The sequence below is a fragment of the Rhodococcus sp. NPDC060090 genome (assembly GCF_042729855.1).
GTDB lineage: Bacteria > Actinomycetota > Actinomycetes > Mycobacteriales > Mycobacteriaceae > Rhodococcus.
Map to the genome: position 1 here is coordinate 13,722 of NZ_JBHWXB010000003.1, position 14,759 is coordinate 28,480.

Here is a 14,759-nt window from a genome sequence, read left to right on the forward strand (position 1 = left end):
CGGATCGGAAACGTCAGGAGACGCCGGCAACTCCCGGCGCCAGGAAACGCTGTCCGTTGACCGCCTCGGAGACACCGGTGCGATCGAGGTACGGGGTGATTCCTCCGTTCCAGAACGCGAAACCACCGCCGAGGATCAGGCACAGATCGATGTCCTCGGGGGCCGCGACCACGCCCTCGTCGAGCATGATGCGGATTTCCTCGGCGAACGCACGCCGGGTCCGATCGAGGACCTCGTCGGCGGTCGAGGGGTTCTCGCCCTGCGGCCACAGTGCAGCGACCTCGGGATCGACGACCTGCGCGCCTCCCTCGTAGGACCACACACCGGGCTTCTTCGCTGCGACGAGTGCCTCGAGGCCGGGGGAGGAGACGAAGCGATCCGGGTACGCGGCGTGGAGCGTCTCGCCGGTGTGCAGCGCGACGGCCGGCCCGACGAGCGCGAGCAGCGTGAACGGTGACATCGGCATACCGAGCGCGCCGACGGCATTGTCCGCCACCTCGAACGGCGTGCCCTCGTCCACCGCGGTCATGACCTCACCGAGGGTGCGGGTGACGAGGCGGTTGAACACGAAACCGGGCTTGTCGCCGCACAGCACAGCCGACTTCTTCAGCGACTTCGCGGTGGCGAATGCCGTGGCGAGGGTTGCGTCGTCGGTCTGCTCGCCCTTGATCACTTCGAGGAGAGGGAGGACCGCGACCGGGTTGAAGAAGTGGAACCCGACGACCCGCTCGGGGTGCTGCAGATCCGCGGCCATCTCGGTGATGGACAGCGACGACGTGTTGGTCGCGAGGATCGTCTCGGGTGAGATGTGCTGCTCGAGTTCGGCGAACACGTTCTTCTTGACGTCCATGTTCTCGAACACGGCCTCGATGACGAAGTCGGTCTTCGCGAACGCGGCCTTGTCGAGAGAACCGGACACGAGCGCCTTCAGGCGGTTCGCGGCGTCGGGGGAGAGGCGGCCCTTGCCCTGCAGCTTGTCGATCTCGGCGTGCACGTAGCCCACACCCTTGTCGATGCGCTCCTGGTCGATGTCGGTGAGGATCACCGGCACCTTGAGCTGACGCACGAACAGCAGCGCGAGCTGGCTTGCCATCAGGCCGGCGCCGACGATGCCCACACCGGTGATCTTCCGGGCGAGCGACTTGTCGGGAGCCCCGGCCGGACGCTTCGCACGCTTGTTGACGAGATCGAACGAGTACAGGCCCGCGCGCAGTTCGTCGGTCAGCAACAGATCGGCGAGTGCTTCGTCCTCGGCGGCGAATCCCTTGTCGAGCGACGCGGAGTCGGAGATGTCGGTGCCACGGGCGAGTTCGAGCAGTTCGATCGCGCGGAGTGCGGCGGGGGCGAGGCCGCGGGTCTTGCCGTCGACCAGGGCCTTGGCCCGGGCGATCGCGGCATCCCAGCCGGCGCCACGATCGATTTCGGGGCGTGCGGGTGTGATCTCACCGTTGATGACCTTCACGGCCCAGGCGAGCGATTGCTCGAGGAAGTCGGCCGAGCCGAAGACCTCGTCGGCGTAACCGAGCTTCTTCGCCTGGGCTGCGCGGACGGTGCGTCCGTTGTTGAGCGGGTTCTCGAGGATGAGCGTGACCGCGTGCTCCGGGCCGACGATGTTCGGCAGCAACTGCGTGCCACCCCACCCGGGGACGAGGCCGAGCATCGTCTCGGGCAGGCCCAGGGCCGGAACATTGTCCGCGACGGTGCGGTAGTGCGCGTGCAGACCCACTTCGAGTCCGCCACCGAGGGCCAGACCGTTCACGAACGCGAACGTCGGGACCGACGACTCGCGCAACTTCCGGAACACGTCGTGGCCGAGCTTGCCGAGCTCGACGCCCTGCGCGTGCTCGGTGACCGCGGGGACACCTTTGAGGTCGGCGCCGGCAGCGAAGATGAACGGCTTGCCGGTGACGGCGACAGCCACCGGATTCGCGGCGAACGCCTCGTCGAGGGCAGCGCCGAACGCGGCCAGACCGGCGGGACCGAACGAATTCGGCTTGGTGTGATCGAACCCGTTGTCGAGGGTGACCAGGGCGATCTGCCCCTCGAGTCCGGGAACGGACACGAGTGTGGTGTAGGCGTTCGTCACGACCTCGTCGGCGAACAGGGACGAAAGATCGGTCATGTCTACTTGTCTCCCTCGAAGTTCGGGTTCTCCCAGATCACGGTGCCGCCCATGCCGAGACCGATGCACATGGTGGTCAGTCCGTAGCGCACCTCGGGGTGCTGCGCGAACTGGTGGGAGAGTTGGGTCATCAGGCGTACACCCGACGACGCAAGGGGGTGGCCGCACGCGATGGCGCCGCCCCACTGGTTGACGCGCGGGTCGTCGTCGGCGATGCCGAAGTGCTCGAGGAACGCGAGCACCTGCACGGCGAACGCCTCGTTGATCTCGAACAGGCCGATGTCGTCGATGCTCAGACCGGTGCGGGCAAGGACCTTCTCGGTCGCCGGAACGGGACCGATACCCATGACGGCCGGGTCGACACCCTGGAATGCGAAGCCGACCATGCGCATGCCGATGGGAAGGCCGAGCTCACGCGCGGTGTCTTCGCCCGCGAGGATCGCGGCGGTCGCTCCGTCGTTGAGGCCGGCCGCGTTACCTGCCGTGATCCGGCCTGCGGGACGGAACGGGGTCTTGAGCTTCGCGAGATCCTCGATCGTCGTTCCGGGGCGGGGCGGCTCGTCCTCGGTGGCCAGTCCCCAGCCTGAGCTCGAGCGGGTCGCGACGGGCACGAGGGTGTCGGCGATCCAGCCGGCCTTCTTGGCGGCATCGAACTTGTTCTGGCTGTTCACTGCGTAGGCGTCGGTGCGGGCCTTGGTGATGCTGGGGAACCGGTCGTGCAGGTTCTCGGCGGTATTACCCATGACGAGCGCACTCGGGTCGACGAGCTTGTCGGCGAGGAATCGTGGGTTGGGGTCGGCGCCCTCACCCATCGGGTGGCGGCCCATGTGCTCGACACCGCCGGCGATCACGACGTCGTACTGGCCGAAGCCGATCCCCGACGCAGTGGTGGTCACAGCGGTCATCGCGCCGGCGCACATGCGGTCGATCGCGAACCCCGGCACGGTTTCGGGAAGCCCGGCGAGGATCGCGGAGGTGCGACCGATCGTCAGCCCCTGGTCGCCGGTCTGGGTGGTGGCCGCGACAGCGACCTCGTCGATGCGGGCGGGATCGAGCTGGGGGTTGCGGCGCATCAGTTCCCGGATGGCCTTGACGACGAGATCGTCGGCGCGGGTGTCGGCGTAGATGCCCTTCGGGCCCGCCTTGCCGAACGGGGTACGTATGCCGTCGACGAAGACGACGTTGCGTTGGTTCGAGGTGGTGGAAGCCACGCGTTTTCCTCCCGGTGGAGCGGTGTCCTCGCCGACACGTTCCGCGGCGAGGCGAGGCGGACCGGGCACCGAGCGGTGACCGGTCTCGTCATTACCCTACATCGTCATTACCGGTGAGTAACTTGCGTGGCGCGGATGCCTCTACTTCTCGTCTGTGAGTGCCTTCGAAAGCCGTGGGACGGTCAGATCTCGCTGCCACGGACGCGCGCCCCCCGCCGCGAACCGGGCGTCTATGTAGGCGGCCGCGTCGGCGGTCGGGGGGAGCTCCCAGTCCCAGCACAGGCGTCGCACGAGTTCGGGGCTCACGAGATTTTCTACGGGCACCGAGACCTCCTCGCTCAACGCGGAGAGCTCCGTACGGGCGGCCGTCAGGCGAGCGGCGGCCTCGGGATGGTGGCGTGCCCAGCGTCCCGCAGGAGGCGGCCCGTCGAACGGTGGTGTCAGCGGCGGAAGTTCGGAATCGGGCAGAGCTCGGGCACGCTCGATCGCGGAGAGCCACGCCCGCGAGGACCGCCGCTGGCGCGGGCCGCCGAAGACGGGTAGCTCGCGCAGACCGTCGATGGTGCTCGGAACGGACTGTGCCGCCGACACAATTGCAGAATCCGGCAGGATCCGTCCCGGTGCGATATCGCGTCGAGTGGCGATCTCGTCGCGGGCCATCCACAGCTCCCGAACGATCGCCAGCTTGCGGGCGTTCTTGATCGCATGGACCCCCGAGGTGCGACGCCAGCGCTCGGGCTTCGGTTTCGGCGGACCCGCGAGCCGAATATGCTCGAACTCCTGTGCAGCCCACTCCGATTTGCCCTGCCGGTCCAACTCGGCGGCCATCTCGTCGCGGAGTTCGACGAGGATCTCGACGTCGAGCGCGGCGTAGTTGAGCCACGAATCGGGCAGCGGGCGTTTCGACCAGTCGGCAGCGCCGTGACCCTTCTTCAGTTCGAAACCGAGTGTCTGCGCGACGATCGCGGCGAGCCCGACCCGCGGGAATCCCGCGAGCCGCCCCGCGAGTTCGGTGTCGTAGAGCATCGCCGGACGCAGCCCGAGTTCCTCCAGGCCGGGCAGATCCTGATCGGCCGAATGCAGGACCCACTCGAGTTCGTTGATCACCGATGCGAGAGATCCGAGCCCTCCTGCGATCGGGATCGGATCGATCAGGACGGTCCCCGCACCGCTACGGCGGAGCTGGACGAGATACGCGCGGGCGGAATACCGATAGCCCGATGCGCGCTCGGCGTCGACCGCGAGCGGACCGTGGCCACGCGCCAGCAGCGCCGCGGCCTCGTCGACGTCCGCCGCCGTCGTGACGACGTCGGGGACACCCTCTCGCGGTGCCAGCAACGGCACAGTGGCCGCAGCGGGCTCGTCGTCCGAAGGGATCGGGTCGTGATCGTTTCCTGCCGACATGGCCGTGACTCTATCGCTGCAGGCGAGAGACTCCGGTCGGTGGCAGTCCCGCTGCGTACGCAAGGACTTCGCAGAAGGCCTCGACGTGGGGTCCGAGCACCTCGGAGGTCGGCGTCCACGACGCACGCAATTCCAACTGATGTGCGTGTGCCGGCCCTGCGATGTCACCGAAACGCACCGAACTCGTCGAGGTGACCGTGCCTCCGAGCGCTGTGAGAGGTTCGTGGTGGGCTTCGAGCGCATCGACGAGCCAGCTCCATGCCACCTCGGGAAGCAACGGGTCGGCTGCCAGGCTCGCGTCGACATCGGCCTGGATGTACGAGACCAGCCGGGTGGTTCCGTGCCAGGCCTCGTCGCCATCGGGGTCGTACAACAGGATCAGCCGTCCGAACGCGTCGCCCTCCGAGTCCTCCGGAACATCGGTCTCATCGGGATGGAGAACTTCGGCGCCGAGCGCATAGCTGAAAGGGGCGAGCCGCTGCGGCGGCCGGATCGGTTCGACCTCGATCTCCGGTCGCACGGTAGCCGCTTTCATCGCGTCGACAGTGGCGCGAAAGCGGGCCGGCTCGGCAGGCGAGGTGGTCACGCCAGCGGACGTTAGTGCCGGTGACCGAGCACACGCGGGAGGCGCGCCGATTCCAGCGGACCGGACACGCGTGGCAGCATGGGCAGCGACCCGTGCCTTTCGGAAGAACGAGGATCGATGACCGGCTTGGAGAACACGAACGTCGGCTCCCCTGCGGCCACGCAGTACCCCACGCGGCGGGCCCTCCCGCACGCCCCACTTCTCGCTGCGGCCCGCGGCGAGAAACCAGCACACCGGCCGGTGTGGTTCATGCGTCAGGCAGGCCGCTCGCTGCCCGAATACCGCGAGATCCGAGTGGGAACCGGGATGCTCGAATCCTGCTTCGATCCCGAACTCGTGTGCGAGATCACCATGCAGCCCGTACGTCGTCACAAGGTCGACGCTGCGATCTTGTTCTCCGACATCGTGGTGCCCCTCAAAGCTGCGGGTGTAGACCTCGACATCGTCGCGGGTACCGGTCCGGTCGTTGCCGAACCGATCCGCACCGCCGCCGATGTCGCTGCACTCCCACGCCTCGAACCGGAAGAGGTCGGCGCCGTTGCGCGGGCAGTGACCATGCTGACCCGCGAACTGGGCGACACACCGCTCATCGGGTTCGCCGGTGCACCGTTCACACTCGCGTCGTACCTGGTCGAGGGCGGACCGAGCCGCAATCACGAACACACCAAAGCGCTCATGCACGCGGATCCGAAAACCTGGCACGCACTGCTCGGCAAGCTCACCGATATCGCCCTCGTGTTCCTGCGCGCGCAACTCGACGCCGGCGTCGACGCCGTTCAACTCTTCGATTCGTGGGCGGGTGCACTCTCACTCGCCGACTATCGGGAGTTCGTCATGCCTCATTCACAGCGGGTGTTCGCCGAACTCGAGTCCGCCGGTGTTCCCCGAATCCACTTCGGTGTCGGAACGGGCGAACTTCTCGGTGCGATGGGTGAGGTCGGCGCGGATGTCGTGGGTGTCGACTGGCGGGTGCCGCTCGACGTCGCGGCGCAGCGTGTCGGGGCAGGCAAGGTACTGCAGGGCAATCTCGACCCGGCGCTGTTGTTCGCCGGCTGGGACGTCGTCGACTCCGAAGTCCGTCGTGTGATCGCCTCTGCCGACCGCGCCCTCGCGACCGGCGCGACCGGACACATCTTCAACCTCGGTCACGGTGTGCTTCCCGACACCGATCCGACCATCCTCACCCGGGTCGTCGAGCTGGTGCATTCGCTGTGAGCGCGCCTGCCGTCGCCGTCGTCGGTGGCGGCATCACCGGACTCGTCGCGGCACTTCGGCTGCGGGCGACATTGGGCCCGGACGCCCGGATAGTGCTGCTCGAGCGCTCGGACCGACTCGGCGGCAAGCTTCGCACCGTCTCGCTGGCGGGTGCTCCCGTCGACGTCGGTGCCGAGGCATTCATCGGGCGGCGACCCGAGGTGCCCGCTCTGCTCGACGAACTCGGGCTCACCGATCAGCTCGTCCATCCGTCAGGGGCACGTCCCCTCGTCTACGCCGGCGCGGCACTGCACCCCCTGCCGACCGGAACGTTGATGGGGATTCCCGCCGACGCCCGGTCTCTCGAAGGGCTCGTCGACGAGGAGACCCTTGCCCGCATAGTGGGGGAGCCCGAGGTGCCTCTCGGCTGGGACCGCGACGGGGACATGTCGGTCGCAGAGTTGGTGGGGTCGCGGTTCGGCGAACAGGTGGTGCGCCGCAGCGTCGACCCGTTGCTCGGCGGCGTCTACTCCGGCCTGTCCGACACGGCGGGGGTACGCGCCACGGTGCCGACCCTCGCACGCGCACTCGACGACGGTGCGGCGAGCCTGGCCGAGGCGGTCGCGAGCGCGCTCCCGACTCCCTCCGACAAGCCGGTGTTCGGCACGTTGCGCGGTGGCTACGGTGTGCTCCTCGACGCGCTCGAACGCGCAGCAGGCGCCGAGATCCACTACGGAACGCTCGCGTCGAACCTGCGTCGTAGCGGGAGTCGTTGGTCACTCGATCCGGTCGGTGAGGTCGATGGTGTGATCCTCGCGGTTCCCGCACCGGAGGCGGCGGCGTTGCTGACCGGCTCGGTGCCTGCCGCCGCCGCGCACGCCGCCGAGATTCCACTCGCGTCGTCGGTGACCGTGACGCTTGCAATGCCGTCGGAGACGGCCTTGCCACAGAACTCGGGCATCCTCGTCGCCACCGGGGAGGGACTGGCGGCGAAGGCATTCACGCTGTCCGGACGAAAGTGGCCGCATCTCGCCGAACGCGACGTCGCTCTCGTACGCGCGTCGTTCGGCCGGTTCGGCGACGACCGGCTCGTCGATGCATCCGACGAACAGCTGATCACCCTTGCCCGCGCCGACCTCGCCACCGTCACCGGCGAGATCACCGCTGAGCCCGTCGCGGCATTCGTGCAGCGGTGGCACGGCGGTCTGCCTCAGTACCGCGCCGGCCACACCGAGATCGTGGCGGCGTTCGAGCGGGCGATCGACGGAATCGACGGCCTCGCAGTGGCCGGCGCGATGCTGCATGGGGTGGGCGTTCCGGCATGTGTCGAATCAGGCACAAAGGCCGCAGCACGGCTCGCGGCACGAGTGGCAGGATGAGGGTCATGGCACGTCTCGATTTCGACAAGCTCAATTCCACGCTTCGCTACGCGATGTGGTCGGTGTTCCAGGTCAGGCCGGGTGCGCTCGGTGAGGACCGGACGGAGGCGATCGAGGACTTCCAGAAGTTCCTCGCCTCCTTCGACAGCACCGATGTCATCGTGCGCGGGATCTACGACATTGCAGGGATGCGCGCCGACGCAGACTTCATGATCTGGACCCACGCCGAACACATCGAGGATCTGCAGAAGTTCTACGCGGAGTTCCGCCGCACCACGATCCTCGGGCGTGCGAGTACCGCGGTGTGGTCGAACACCGCGCTGCACCGGCCGGCGGAGTTCAACAAGAGCCACCTCCCGGCGTTCGTCGCAGGTGAGGAACCGGGCGACTACATCTGCGTGTACCCGTTCGTGCGGTCGCTCGACTGGTACCTGCTTCCGGATGCCGATCGTCGCAAGATGCTTGCCGACCACGGCAAGGAAGCGCGGCCGTACCCGGACGTGCGCGCGAACACCGTTCCGTCGTTCGCGCTCGGTGACTACGAATGGATTCTTGCGTTCGAAGCCCCCGCGCTCGATCGGATCGTCGACCTGATGCGCGACCTGCGTGCCACCGAGGCACGGCGGCACGTCCGTGAGGAGACGCCGTTCTTCTCCGGTCCGCGTGTCGCGCCAGAGTCGCTGATCGCTTCACTTCCCTGATCATGTCCGGCGGGGCGCGGTACTCCCATATGGCGCACTGGGGGATGTATTCGGCGGAGGTGCGCGAGGGCGAGGTGGTCGCCGCGCACCCGTTCGCCGGCGACCGCGACCCGTCGCCCATCCTCGGGAACGTGCCGGGCTCGGTGCGGCACCGCGCCCGCATCGCCGGGCCTGTGGTGCGTCGAGGGTGGCTCGAACACGGTCCCGGGCCCAGCAGCAGACGCGGCAGCGACGAGTTCGTCGCCGTGTCGTGGGACGAACTGACCGAACTGCTCGCCGGTGAATTGCGACGCGTCGCGGATCGCTACGGCAACCGTGCGATCTTCGGTGGTTCGTACGGATGGTCGGCGCCCGGACGTTTCCATCATGCGCAGAGCCAGGTGCACCGCTTCCTCAAGATGTTCGGCGGTTACACACGCTCGGTGCACAGCTATTCGCTCGGCGCGACCGGTGTGGTCATGCCCCACGTCGTCGGGACCCACTGGAAACTGTTCGCGCGTTCGACCCATTGGGATCTCATCGCCCGGCACACCGAGCTGTTCGTGTGCTTCGGCGGCGTCCCCGTGAAGAACACCTCCATCAACGACGGCGGGAACAGCGACCACCCCACCCGCGACGCGCTCGACCGTATGCGGGCCCGCGGAGGCCGTATCGTGTCGATCAGTCCGCTTCGTGACGACACACATGGCGAGTGCGAGTGGCTCGCACCGCGGCCGGGGAGCGATGTCGCGGTCATGCTCGCGTTGGCGTATGTTCTTGCCACCGAGGGCCTGGCCGACCGCCGATTCCTCGATCGTTACTGCACGGGCTACGACAAGTTCGAGGACTATCTGCTCGGCCGTACCGACGGGATCCCGAAATCGCCGCAGTGGGCGGAGGAGTTGACGGGATTGTCCGCGCGGACATTGATCGATCTCGCACACCGAATGGCGTCCTCGCGCACGTTGGTGACGGTGTCGTGGTCTTTGCAGCGGGTTCGGCACGGCGAGCAGGCGCCGTGGGCCGGAATCACATTGGCGGCGATGCTCGGACAGATCGGTGTGCCGGGGGGAGGATTCGGTCACGGCTACGGATCGATGAACGAACCGGGCACTGCGCCGGTGCCGTACCCGCTGCCCACACTGTTCCAGGGCAACAACGACGTGGACGACTTCATCCCGGTGGCCGCGATCTCCGATCTGTTGCTGCGACCGGGGGAGAAGTTCGACTACGACGGCAAGCAGTACACGTTCCCCGACATCCGGCTCGTCTACTGGGCGGGCGGAAATCCGTTCCATCACCATCAGGACATCGGTCGGCTACGCCGTGCATTGGGACGCCCCGACACGATCGTGGTCCACGATCCGTACTGGACCCCGATGGCAAAACATGCCGACATCGTCGTGCCCTCCACCACGACCCTCGAGCGCAACGATCTCACCTGCACTCGCAGCGACCCGCTGTTGGTAGCGATGCAGGCGGCGGTACCCCGGTTCGAAGAGGCCCGCGACGACTACGACACGTTCTCGGCGCTCGCCTACCGCCTCGGTTTCGGCGATCGGTTCACCGAGAAACGCAGCGCGCACGAGTGGCTCGAATATCTCTACGAGCAGTGGCGCGGTTTCGTCCTCGCCGATTCGGCCAGGGTCGAGGACCCACCCGAGTTCGAGGAATTCTGGCATCGCGGTCATGTGCGGATGCGGACCGAGGACGATCTGACGTTGTTCGAGGAGTTCCGCGACGACCCGCAGCGCGACCCGCTGCGGACCCCGAGTGGCCGCATCGAGATCTTCTCCGCGGATATCGACGGGTTCGGCTACGACGATTGCGCGGGGCATCCGAAGTGGTACGAGCCCGACGAGTGGCTCGGAGGTGCACGTGCCGAGCGGTTCCCGCTGCACCTGATCGCGAACCAGCCGCGGAGTCGGCTCCACGGCCAACTCGATCACGGCGCGGTCAGTCAGGCGTCGAAGATTCGGGGACGCGAACCGATCCGGATGCATCCCTTTGACGCTGCATCGCGCGACCTCTCGGAAGGGGACGTGGTGCGGGTGTTCAACGACCGTGGTGCCTGCCTTGCCGGGGTCGCACTCGACGCCGGAGTGTTGCGCGGCGTGGTCCAGCTCTCGACCGGCGCGTGGTACGACCCCCTCGACCCCGAGGATCCCGGGTCGATGTGTGTGCACGGAAATCCGAATGTGCTCACTGCCGATGTGGGCACGTCGCGACTGTCGCACGGCTGCACCGGGCAACATGTTCTCGTCGAGATCGAACGCTTCGACGGTGAGCTCCCACCGATTCGCGCGTACGACCCGCCCGCCATCCGGCGCCGTATGTGAAATACGTCACCATGATGAGTGATGTCCCAGTAGCCTGAATGTTCATGAAGCGTCGCGCAGTAAGCAACCGTTGTCTGCGGGCTGCCGGCGCCGCAGTGGCCTTGATCCTGTTCGCAGGCGCGTGTGCGGATTCGGGCGACGACACCGCACAGGCCACGTCGCCGGGACCGACGACCTCCGCTACCGACCCGTCGCCGACCGGCACAGTGTCTCCGGTCGACCAGGCCGGACTGCAGGCTGCGTTGGACGCAGGCGCACAGGAGTTCCTGCTGCCCGGCGCGGTGGCGCTGCTGTACACCCCGTCCGGCACCATCACCGCAACGTATGGCACCACTGAACGGGACGGCGGCGATCCTGTCTCTGCCGACGACCATATCCGCGTGGGTTCCAATACCAAGACCTGGACCGCGACGGTCATCCTGCAGCTGGTCCAGGAGGGCAACATCGCGCTCTCGGACCCCGTGTCGAAGCATCGGCCCGACGTGCCGAACGGCGAGAACATCACGATCGAACAGCTTTTGAACATGCGTTCCGGTCTGTACAACTACAGCGAGACACCGGAACTGAACGAGGCACTGGACAACGATCCGCAGCGTGTGTGGGCACCCGACGAACTGCTCGCGCTCGCATTCGCGAATCCGCCCTACTTTCCTCCTGGTGAGGGGTACCACTATTCGAACACCAATTACGTGCTGCTCGGCCTGATCGCCGAGCAACTCGAGGGCAGGCCGTTGCCGCAGATCTACGACGACCGGATCTTCCGATCCACCCGGATGACGGACTCGTCGTATCCGGATGCCGCCGACACGTCGATTGCCGCCCCTTACTCGCACGGATACTTCTACGGCACGAACATGCTCACCCTGACCGATCCGGCACTGCCGGAGGACATGCAGGCCGAAGCGAAGGCAGGCACCCTCCTCCCGAGCGACGTCACGAACAACAACCCCTCGTGGACGTCGTCGGCCGGCATGGGTATCTCCACCGCGAACGACCTGGCGACCTGGGTGAAAGCGCTCACCGACGGCTCGATGCTCGACGCCGACCTGCAACAGCAGCGGATGGACAGCATCCTCCCGACCGATCCGTCGAACCCGGAGGCGGCAGGCTACGGCTGGGGTATCGCAAAGATGGGCCCGATGTACGGCCACACCGGCGAACTCCCCGGATACAACTCGTTCATGGGATCGGACCCGGAGAACGACGTCACGCTCATCGTATGGGCGAACCTGGCCCCCGGCGTCGACGGCCGCGACCCGGCCTCGACGATTGCGAAGGGCCTGATCGACGAGATGTACGCCAACTGAGACGACGAGCCATTAGCGTCGAGACCATGGGCACGAACACGTACGACGCGGTCCTGTTCGACTTCTCCGGCACGCTTTTCCGGCTGGAAGAGGACGACAGCTGGATGGAGCAGATCACCGACAGTGCCGGTGCGTCGTTCGACGTGCACCGGCAGGCAGAGCTGATGCGTCGTCTCACGGCGCCGACCGGGCAACCGGTCGAGATGGATGCCGAAGAACACCATGCCTGGACCAATCGAGACCGCGACCCTCGATGGCATCGGGAGGCGTATCTCACGGTGCTGCGCAAGTCCGGTGTCGCCGATCCGCAACAGGCGCAGAATCTGTACGCGAAGGTGACAGATCCGGACTGCTGGACCGTGTACCCCGACACGGTACCGGTGATCGAGGCGCTGTCCGGCGACGGCTACCGCGTCGGCGTCCTCAGCAATATCGCCTTCGACGTCCGGCCGGCCTTCGCGGCCCTCGGTATCGACGACCTCGTCTCCGCATTCACGCTGTCGTTCGAAGTCGGCGCGGTCAAACCCGAGGCGGAGATCTTCCGGCATGCGGTCGAGACGCTCGGTGTTGCGCCGGAGCGCACCCTCATGATCGGCGACAGCGAGAAGGCCGACGGCGCCGCCCGCGGGATCGGATGCTCTTTCCAGCTCGTCGAACCTCTTCCGACTGCGGAACGTCCCGACGCCTTGTGGCGAGCACTGTCGGCCGCCGGCGTCACTCCTTCGGAACCAGGCGCAGGGAGATCGAGTTGATGCAATAGCGCTGATCGGTGGGTGTCGGATAGCCCTCGCCCTCGAACACGTGGCCCATGTGGCTGTGGCACGACGCGCACAGCACCTCGACGCGCCGCATCCCGAGGCTGTCATCGGTGCGCAGGATCACAGCCTCGGATTCGGCCGGATCGAAGAACGACGGCCAGCCGCAGTGCGAAGCAAACTTCTCCGAGCTACGGAACAACTCCGCACCACACGCACGGCACTCGTAGACACCGTCGGTCTCGGTATCGGTGTATTCGCCGGTGAAGGGGCGTTCGGTACCCGCCTTGCGCAGCACGGCGTATTCTTCCGGGCTGAGCTTGGCGCGCCACTCGTCATCGCTGTGCGTGACCTTCGGCGTGGGTTCCGATCGGGGAGTGGTAGTCATGGCATCCACGCTAGCGGTGCAGGAGTTGCCGTGCCACGAGTTGGGGACGAGGTCAGGGGGCCGCGGTCTCCCGCTCGGGCTCCGGATCCGGTTTCGGCGGGGTCGTCGCCTCGGTCTTCGCAGTAGGCAATAGATGTGACGGTTCGATTCCACCGTCGAGACGACCTTCGCGACGCGCAGCGAGGTACCGGTCGAGTAGCACTGCGAACACCACGATCAGCAGCAGGGACCAGCCGAACGTCGTCTTCATGTACTCGGCTGCGCGGCCGGCCTCGACCCAGCGTCCGGACAGCCACGAGTCGTAGCTGAGGAAACCGTAGACAGCGAGCCACGCAGGCCAGTTCCGCATGACCGAGTTCGGTAGCAGTACGGTCATGAGCAGCGGGAACAACATCATCGAGTAGTACATCTGCCCGAGCGAGCTGAGCAGGAACGACGCGCCGAGAAGCACTCCGGCGCTGGTGCAGACGAAGAACAGTTCGTCCTTGCGGCAGTAGCGGTACAGCAGCCACAGCGCCGCCACGACCATCAGTCCCAGCACGACACGCAGGCCCGCGACCAGCCAGCCGGGCAGCCCGTAGTACATGCCGTTGCCGACGATGGCGCTGTTGAAGTAGTCGCGAGATTCCAGCAGATACGGAACCGTGTGTTCGACGAACTGCCACGCGTCGACCGACAACGGCCACGCGATGGCCGTCAGGGCCAGGGGGACGCCCGCTGCGGTGAGGAACACCTTCCACTGACCGCGCAGGAGAGGCAACAACAGTAGGGGCGCCAAGATCGGTTTGACGGCGAACGTGAGACCGATCGCGACGCCTGCCCACAGATCACGGCGCTTCAACAACAAGGCGAGGAACGCGACTTCGCCGAGCAGGACGAGGCCGTTGATGTTGGTGAACACGAGGGTGTTCGTGACGGTCTCGGACGCGAACGCAGCCAGCACGAGGATCGGTGCGACGGGGGAGTCGAGACGCAACCCGAACATCCGCAGCAGCAGATAGAGCGCAATGAGGATCGCAATGGCGTTCGCGAGAATGAACAGCCACCGAGAGCGCTCCGGGTCTATGACGGCGATCGGTGAGATCAGCAGCGTCCCCGACGGCGGATACAGATAGTGCGGATCCACCCACTGGAAGTTGGCCGTGTACACCGGGCGACGGTTGAGGAACGCCAGAGCGGCCTCGTACACGGGCTTGAAGTCGTCGGTTCGGAATCTGTTGACGGCTTTGATGACGACCCGATGCAACACCGTCAGTACGGCCAGTGGCCATACGACGTACTTGACCACTTCCGCTGTGGTGCGGGCGGTGCGAGGCTCGAGACTGCTGAGGAACACTACGGCACGGTACCCTGCAACGGGACCGAACGGCGCATCCAGGGATGTTGCCGAACCG

12 protein-coding genes are annotated in these 14,759 nt (G+C 66.6%); 6 read left to right on the forward strand and 6 right to left on the reverse strand.

What is annotated here, in order from left to right; all coding sequences use genetic code 11:
- Positions 1-13 precede the first annotated feature (13 nt).
- The 4 genes from ACFWCF_RS04645 to ACFWCF_RS04660 form a co-directional block, all read right to left on the reverse strand.
- Positions 14-2,122 carry a 3-hydroxyacyl-CoA dehydrogenase NAD-binding domain-containing protein gene (locus ACFWCF_RS04645; RefSeq protein WP_378557780.1) on the reverse strand — a complete coding sequence of 703 codons (2,109 nt, stop codon included), beginning with the start codon at positions 2,120-2,122 and terminating at the stop codon, positions 14-16.
- 2 nt (positions 2,123-2,124) lie between these two features.
- Entirely contained in the window at positions 2,125-3,333 is a 1,209-nt protein-coding gene (locus ACFWCF_RS04650) for a thiolase family protein (protein WP_378557783.1), read from the reverse strand.
- Between the two features lie 141 nt (positions 3,334-3,474).
- Positions 3,475-4,737: an HRDC domain-containing protein gene (locus ACFWCF_RS04655; protein WP_378557786.1), complete on the reverse strand. Its 1,263-nt coding sequence runs from the start codon at positions 4,735-4,737 to the stop codon at positions 3,475-3,477.
- A 10-nt stretch (positions 4,738-4,747) separates the two neighbouring features.
- The gene (locus ACFWCF_RS04660) at positions 4,748-5,323 is read right to left on the reverse strand and encodes a DUF3000 domain-containing protein (RefSeq protein WP_378557789.1); all 576 of its coding nucleotides are present in this window, start codon (positions 5,321-5,323) and stop codon (positions 4,748-4,750) included.
- Positions 5,324-5,440: 117 nt separating this feature from the next.
- On the opposite strand from ACFWCF_RS04660, the gene hemE reads away from it, so the two are divergent.
- The 6 genes from hemE to ACFWCF_RS04690 are packed head-to-tail and all read left to right on the forward strand — an operon-like array spanning position 5,441 to position 12,974.
- A complete protein-coding gene (hemE, locus tag ACFWCF_RS04665; protein ID WP_378557792.1) occupies positions 5,441-6,538 on the forward strand; it encodes a uroporphyrinogen decarboxylase in 1,098 nt (365 codons plus the stop codon).
- Positions 6,535-7,896 carry a protoporphyrinogen oxidase gene (locus tag ACFWCF_RS04670; RefSeq protein ID WP_378557795.1) on the forward strand — a complete coding sequence of 454 codons (1,362 nt, stop codon included), beginning with the start codon at positions 6,535-6,537 and terminating at the stop codon, positions 7,894-7,896. Before hemE ends, ACFWCF_RS04670 begins: the two co-directional genes overlap by 4 nt.
- Positions 7,897-7,901: 5 nt before the next feature.
- A complete protein-coding gene (hemQ, locus tag ACFWCF_RS04675) occupies positions 7,902-8,597 on the forward strand; it encodes a hydrogen peroxide-dependent heme synthase (protein WP_378491843.1) in 696 nt (231 codons plus the stop codon).
- Positions 8,598-8,626: 29 nt separating this feature from the next.
- Positions 8,627-10,915 (forward strand): molybdopterin-dependent oxidoreductase, encoded by a 2,289-nt coding sequence (locus tag ACFWCF_RS04680; protein WP_378557798.1) that lies wholly within the window; start codon positions 8,627-8,629, stop codon positions 10,913-10,915.
- Positions 10,916-10,959: 44 nt separating this feature from the next.
- Positions 10,960-12,222: a serine hydrolase domain-containing protein gene (locus tag ACFWCF_RS04685; RefSeq protein WP_378557801.1), complete on the forward strand. Its 1,263-nt coding sequence runs from the start codon at positions 10,960-10,962 to the stop codon at positions 12,220-12,222.
- 26 nt (positions 12,223-12,248) lie between these two features.
- On the forward strand, positions 12,249-12,974 hold the full coding sequence (locus ACFWCF_RS04690) for an HAD family hydrolase (protein ID WP_378557804.1): 726 nt from the start codon (positions 12,249-12,251) through the stop codon (positions 12,972-12,974).
- Here ACFWCF_RS04690 and msrB read toward each other — a convergent pair.
- Positions 12,937-13,365 carry a peptide-methionine (R)-S-oxide reductase MsrB gene (gene msrB, locus ACFWCF_RS04695; protein WP_378557807.1) on the reverse strand — a complete coding sequence of 143 codons (429 nt, stop codon included), beginning with the start codon at positions 13,363-13,365 and terminating at the stop codon, positions 12,937-12,939. The genes ACFWCF_RS04690 and msrB overlap by 38 nt on opposite strands.
- 52 nt (positions 13,366-13,417) lie before the next feature.
- Positions 13,418-14,701, reverse strand: coding sequence for a glycosyltransferase family 87 protein (locus tag ACFWCF_RS04700; RefSeq protein WP_378557810.1), 1,284 nt, complete (start codon positions 14,699-14,701; stop codon positions 13,418-13,420).
- Between the last annotated feature and the right edge of the window lie 58 nt (positions 14,702-14,759).

Coding starts and splice junctions, on each gene's coding strand:
- ACFWCF_RS04645 (WP_378557780.1), bottom strand. CDS start 2,122: ATGACCGATCTTTCGTCCCTGTTCGCCGACGAGGTCGTGACGAACGCC.
- msrB (WP_378557807.1), bottom strand. CDS start 13,365: ATGACTACCACTCCCCGATCGGAACCCACGCCGAAGGTCACGCACAGC.
- ACFWCF_RS04690 (WP_378557804.1), top strand. CDS start 12,249: ATGGGCACGAACACGTACGACGCGGTCCTGTTCGACTTCTCCGGCACG.
- ACFWCF_RS04680 (WP_378557798.1), top strand. CDS start 8,627: ATGGCGCACTGGGGGATGTATTCGGCGGAGGTGCGCGAGGGCGAGGTG.
- hemE (WP_378557792.1), top strand. CDS start 5,441: ATGACCGGCTTGGAGAACACGAACGTCGGCTCCCCTGCGGCCACGCAG.
- ACFWCF_RS04685 (WP_378557801.1), top strand. CDS start 10,960: ATGAAGCGTCGCGCAGTAAGCAACCGTTGTCTGCGGGCTGCCGGCGCC.
- hemQ (WP_378491843.1), top strand. CDS start 7,902: ATGGCACGTCTCGATTTCGACAAGCTCAATTCCACGCTTCGCTACGCG.
- ACFWCF_RS04655 (WP_378557786.1), bottom strand. CDS start 4,737: ATGTCGGCAGGAAACGATCACGACCCGATCCCTTCGGACGACGAGCCC.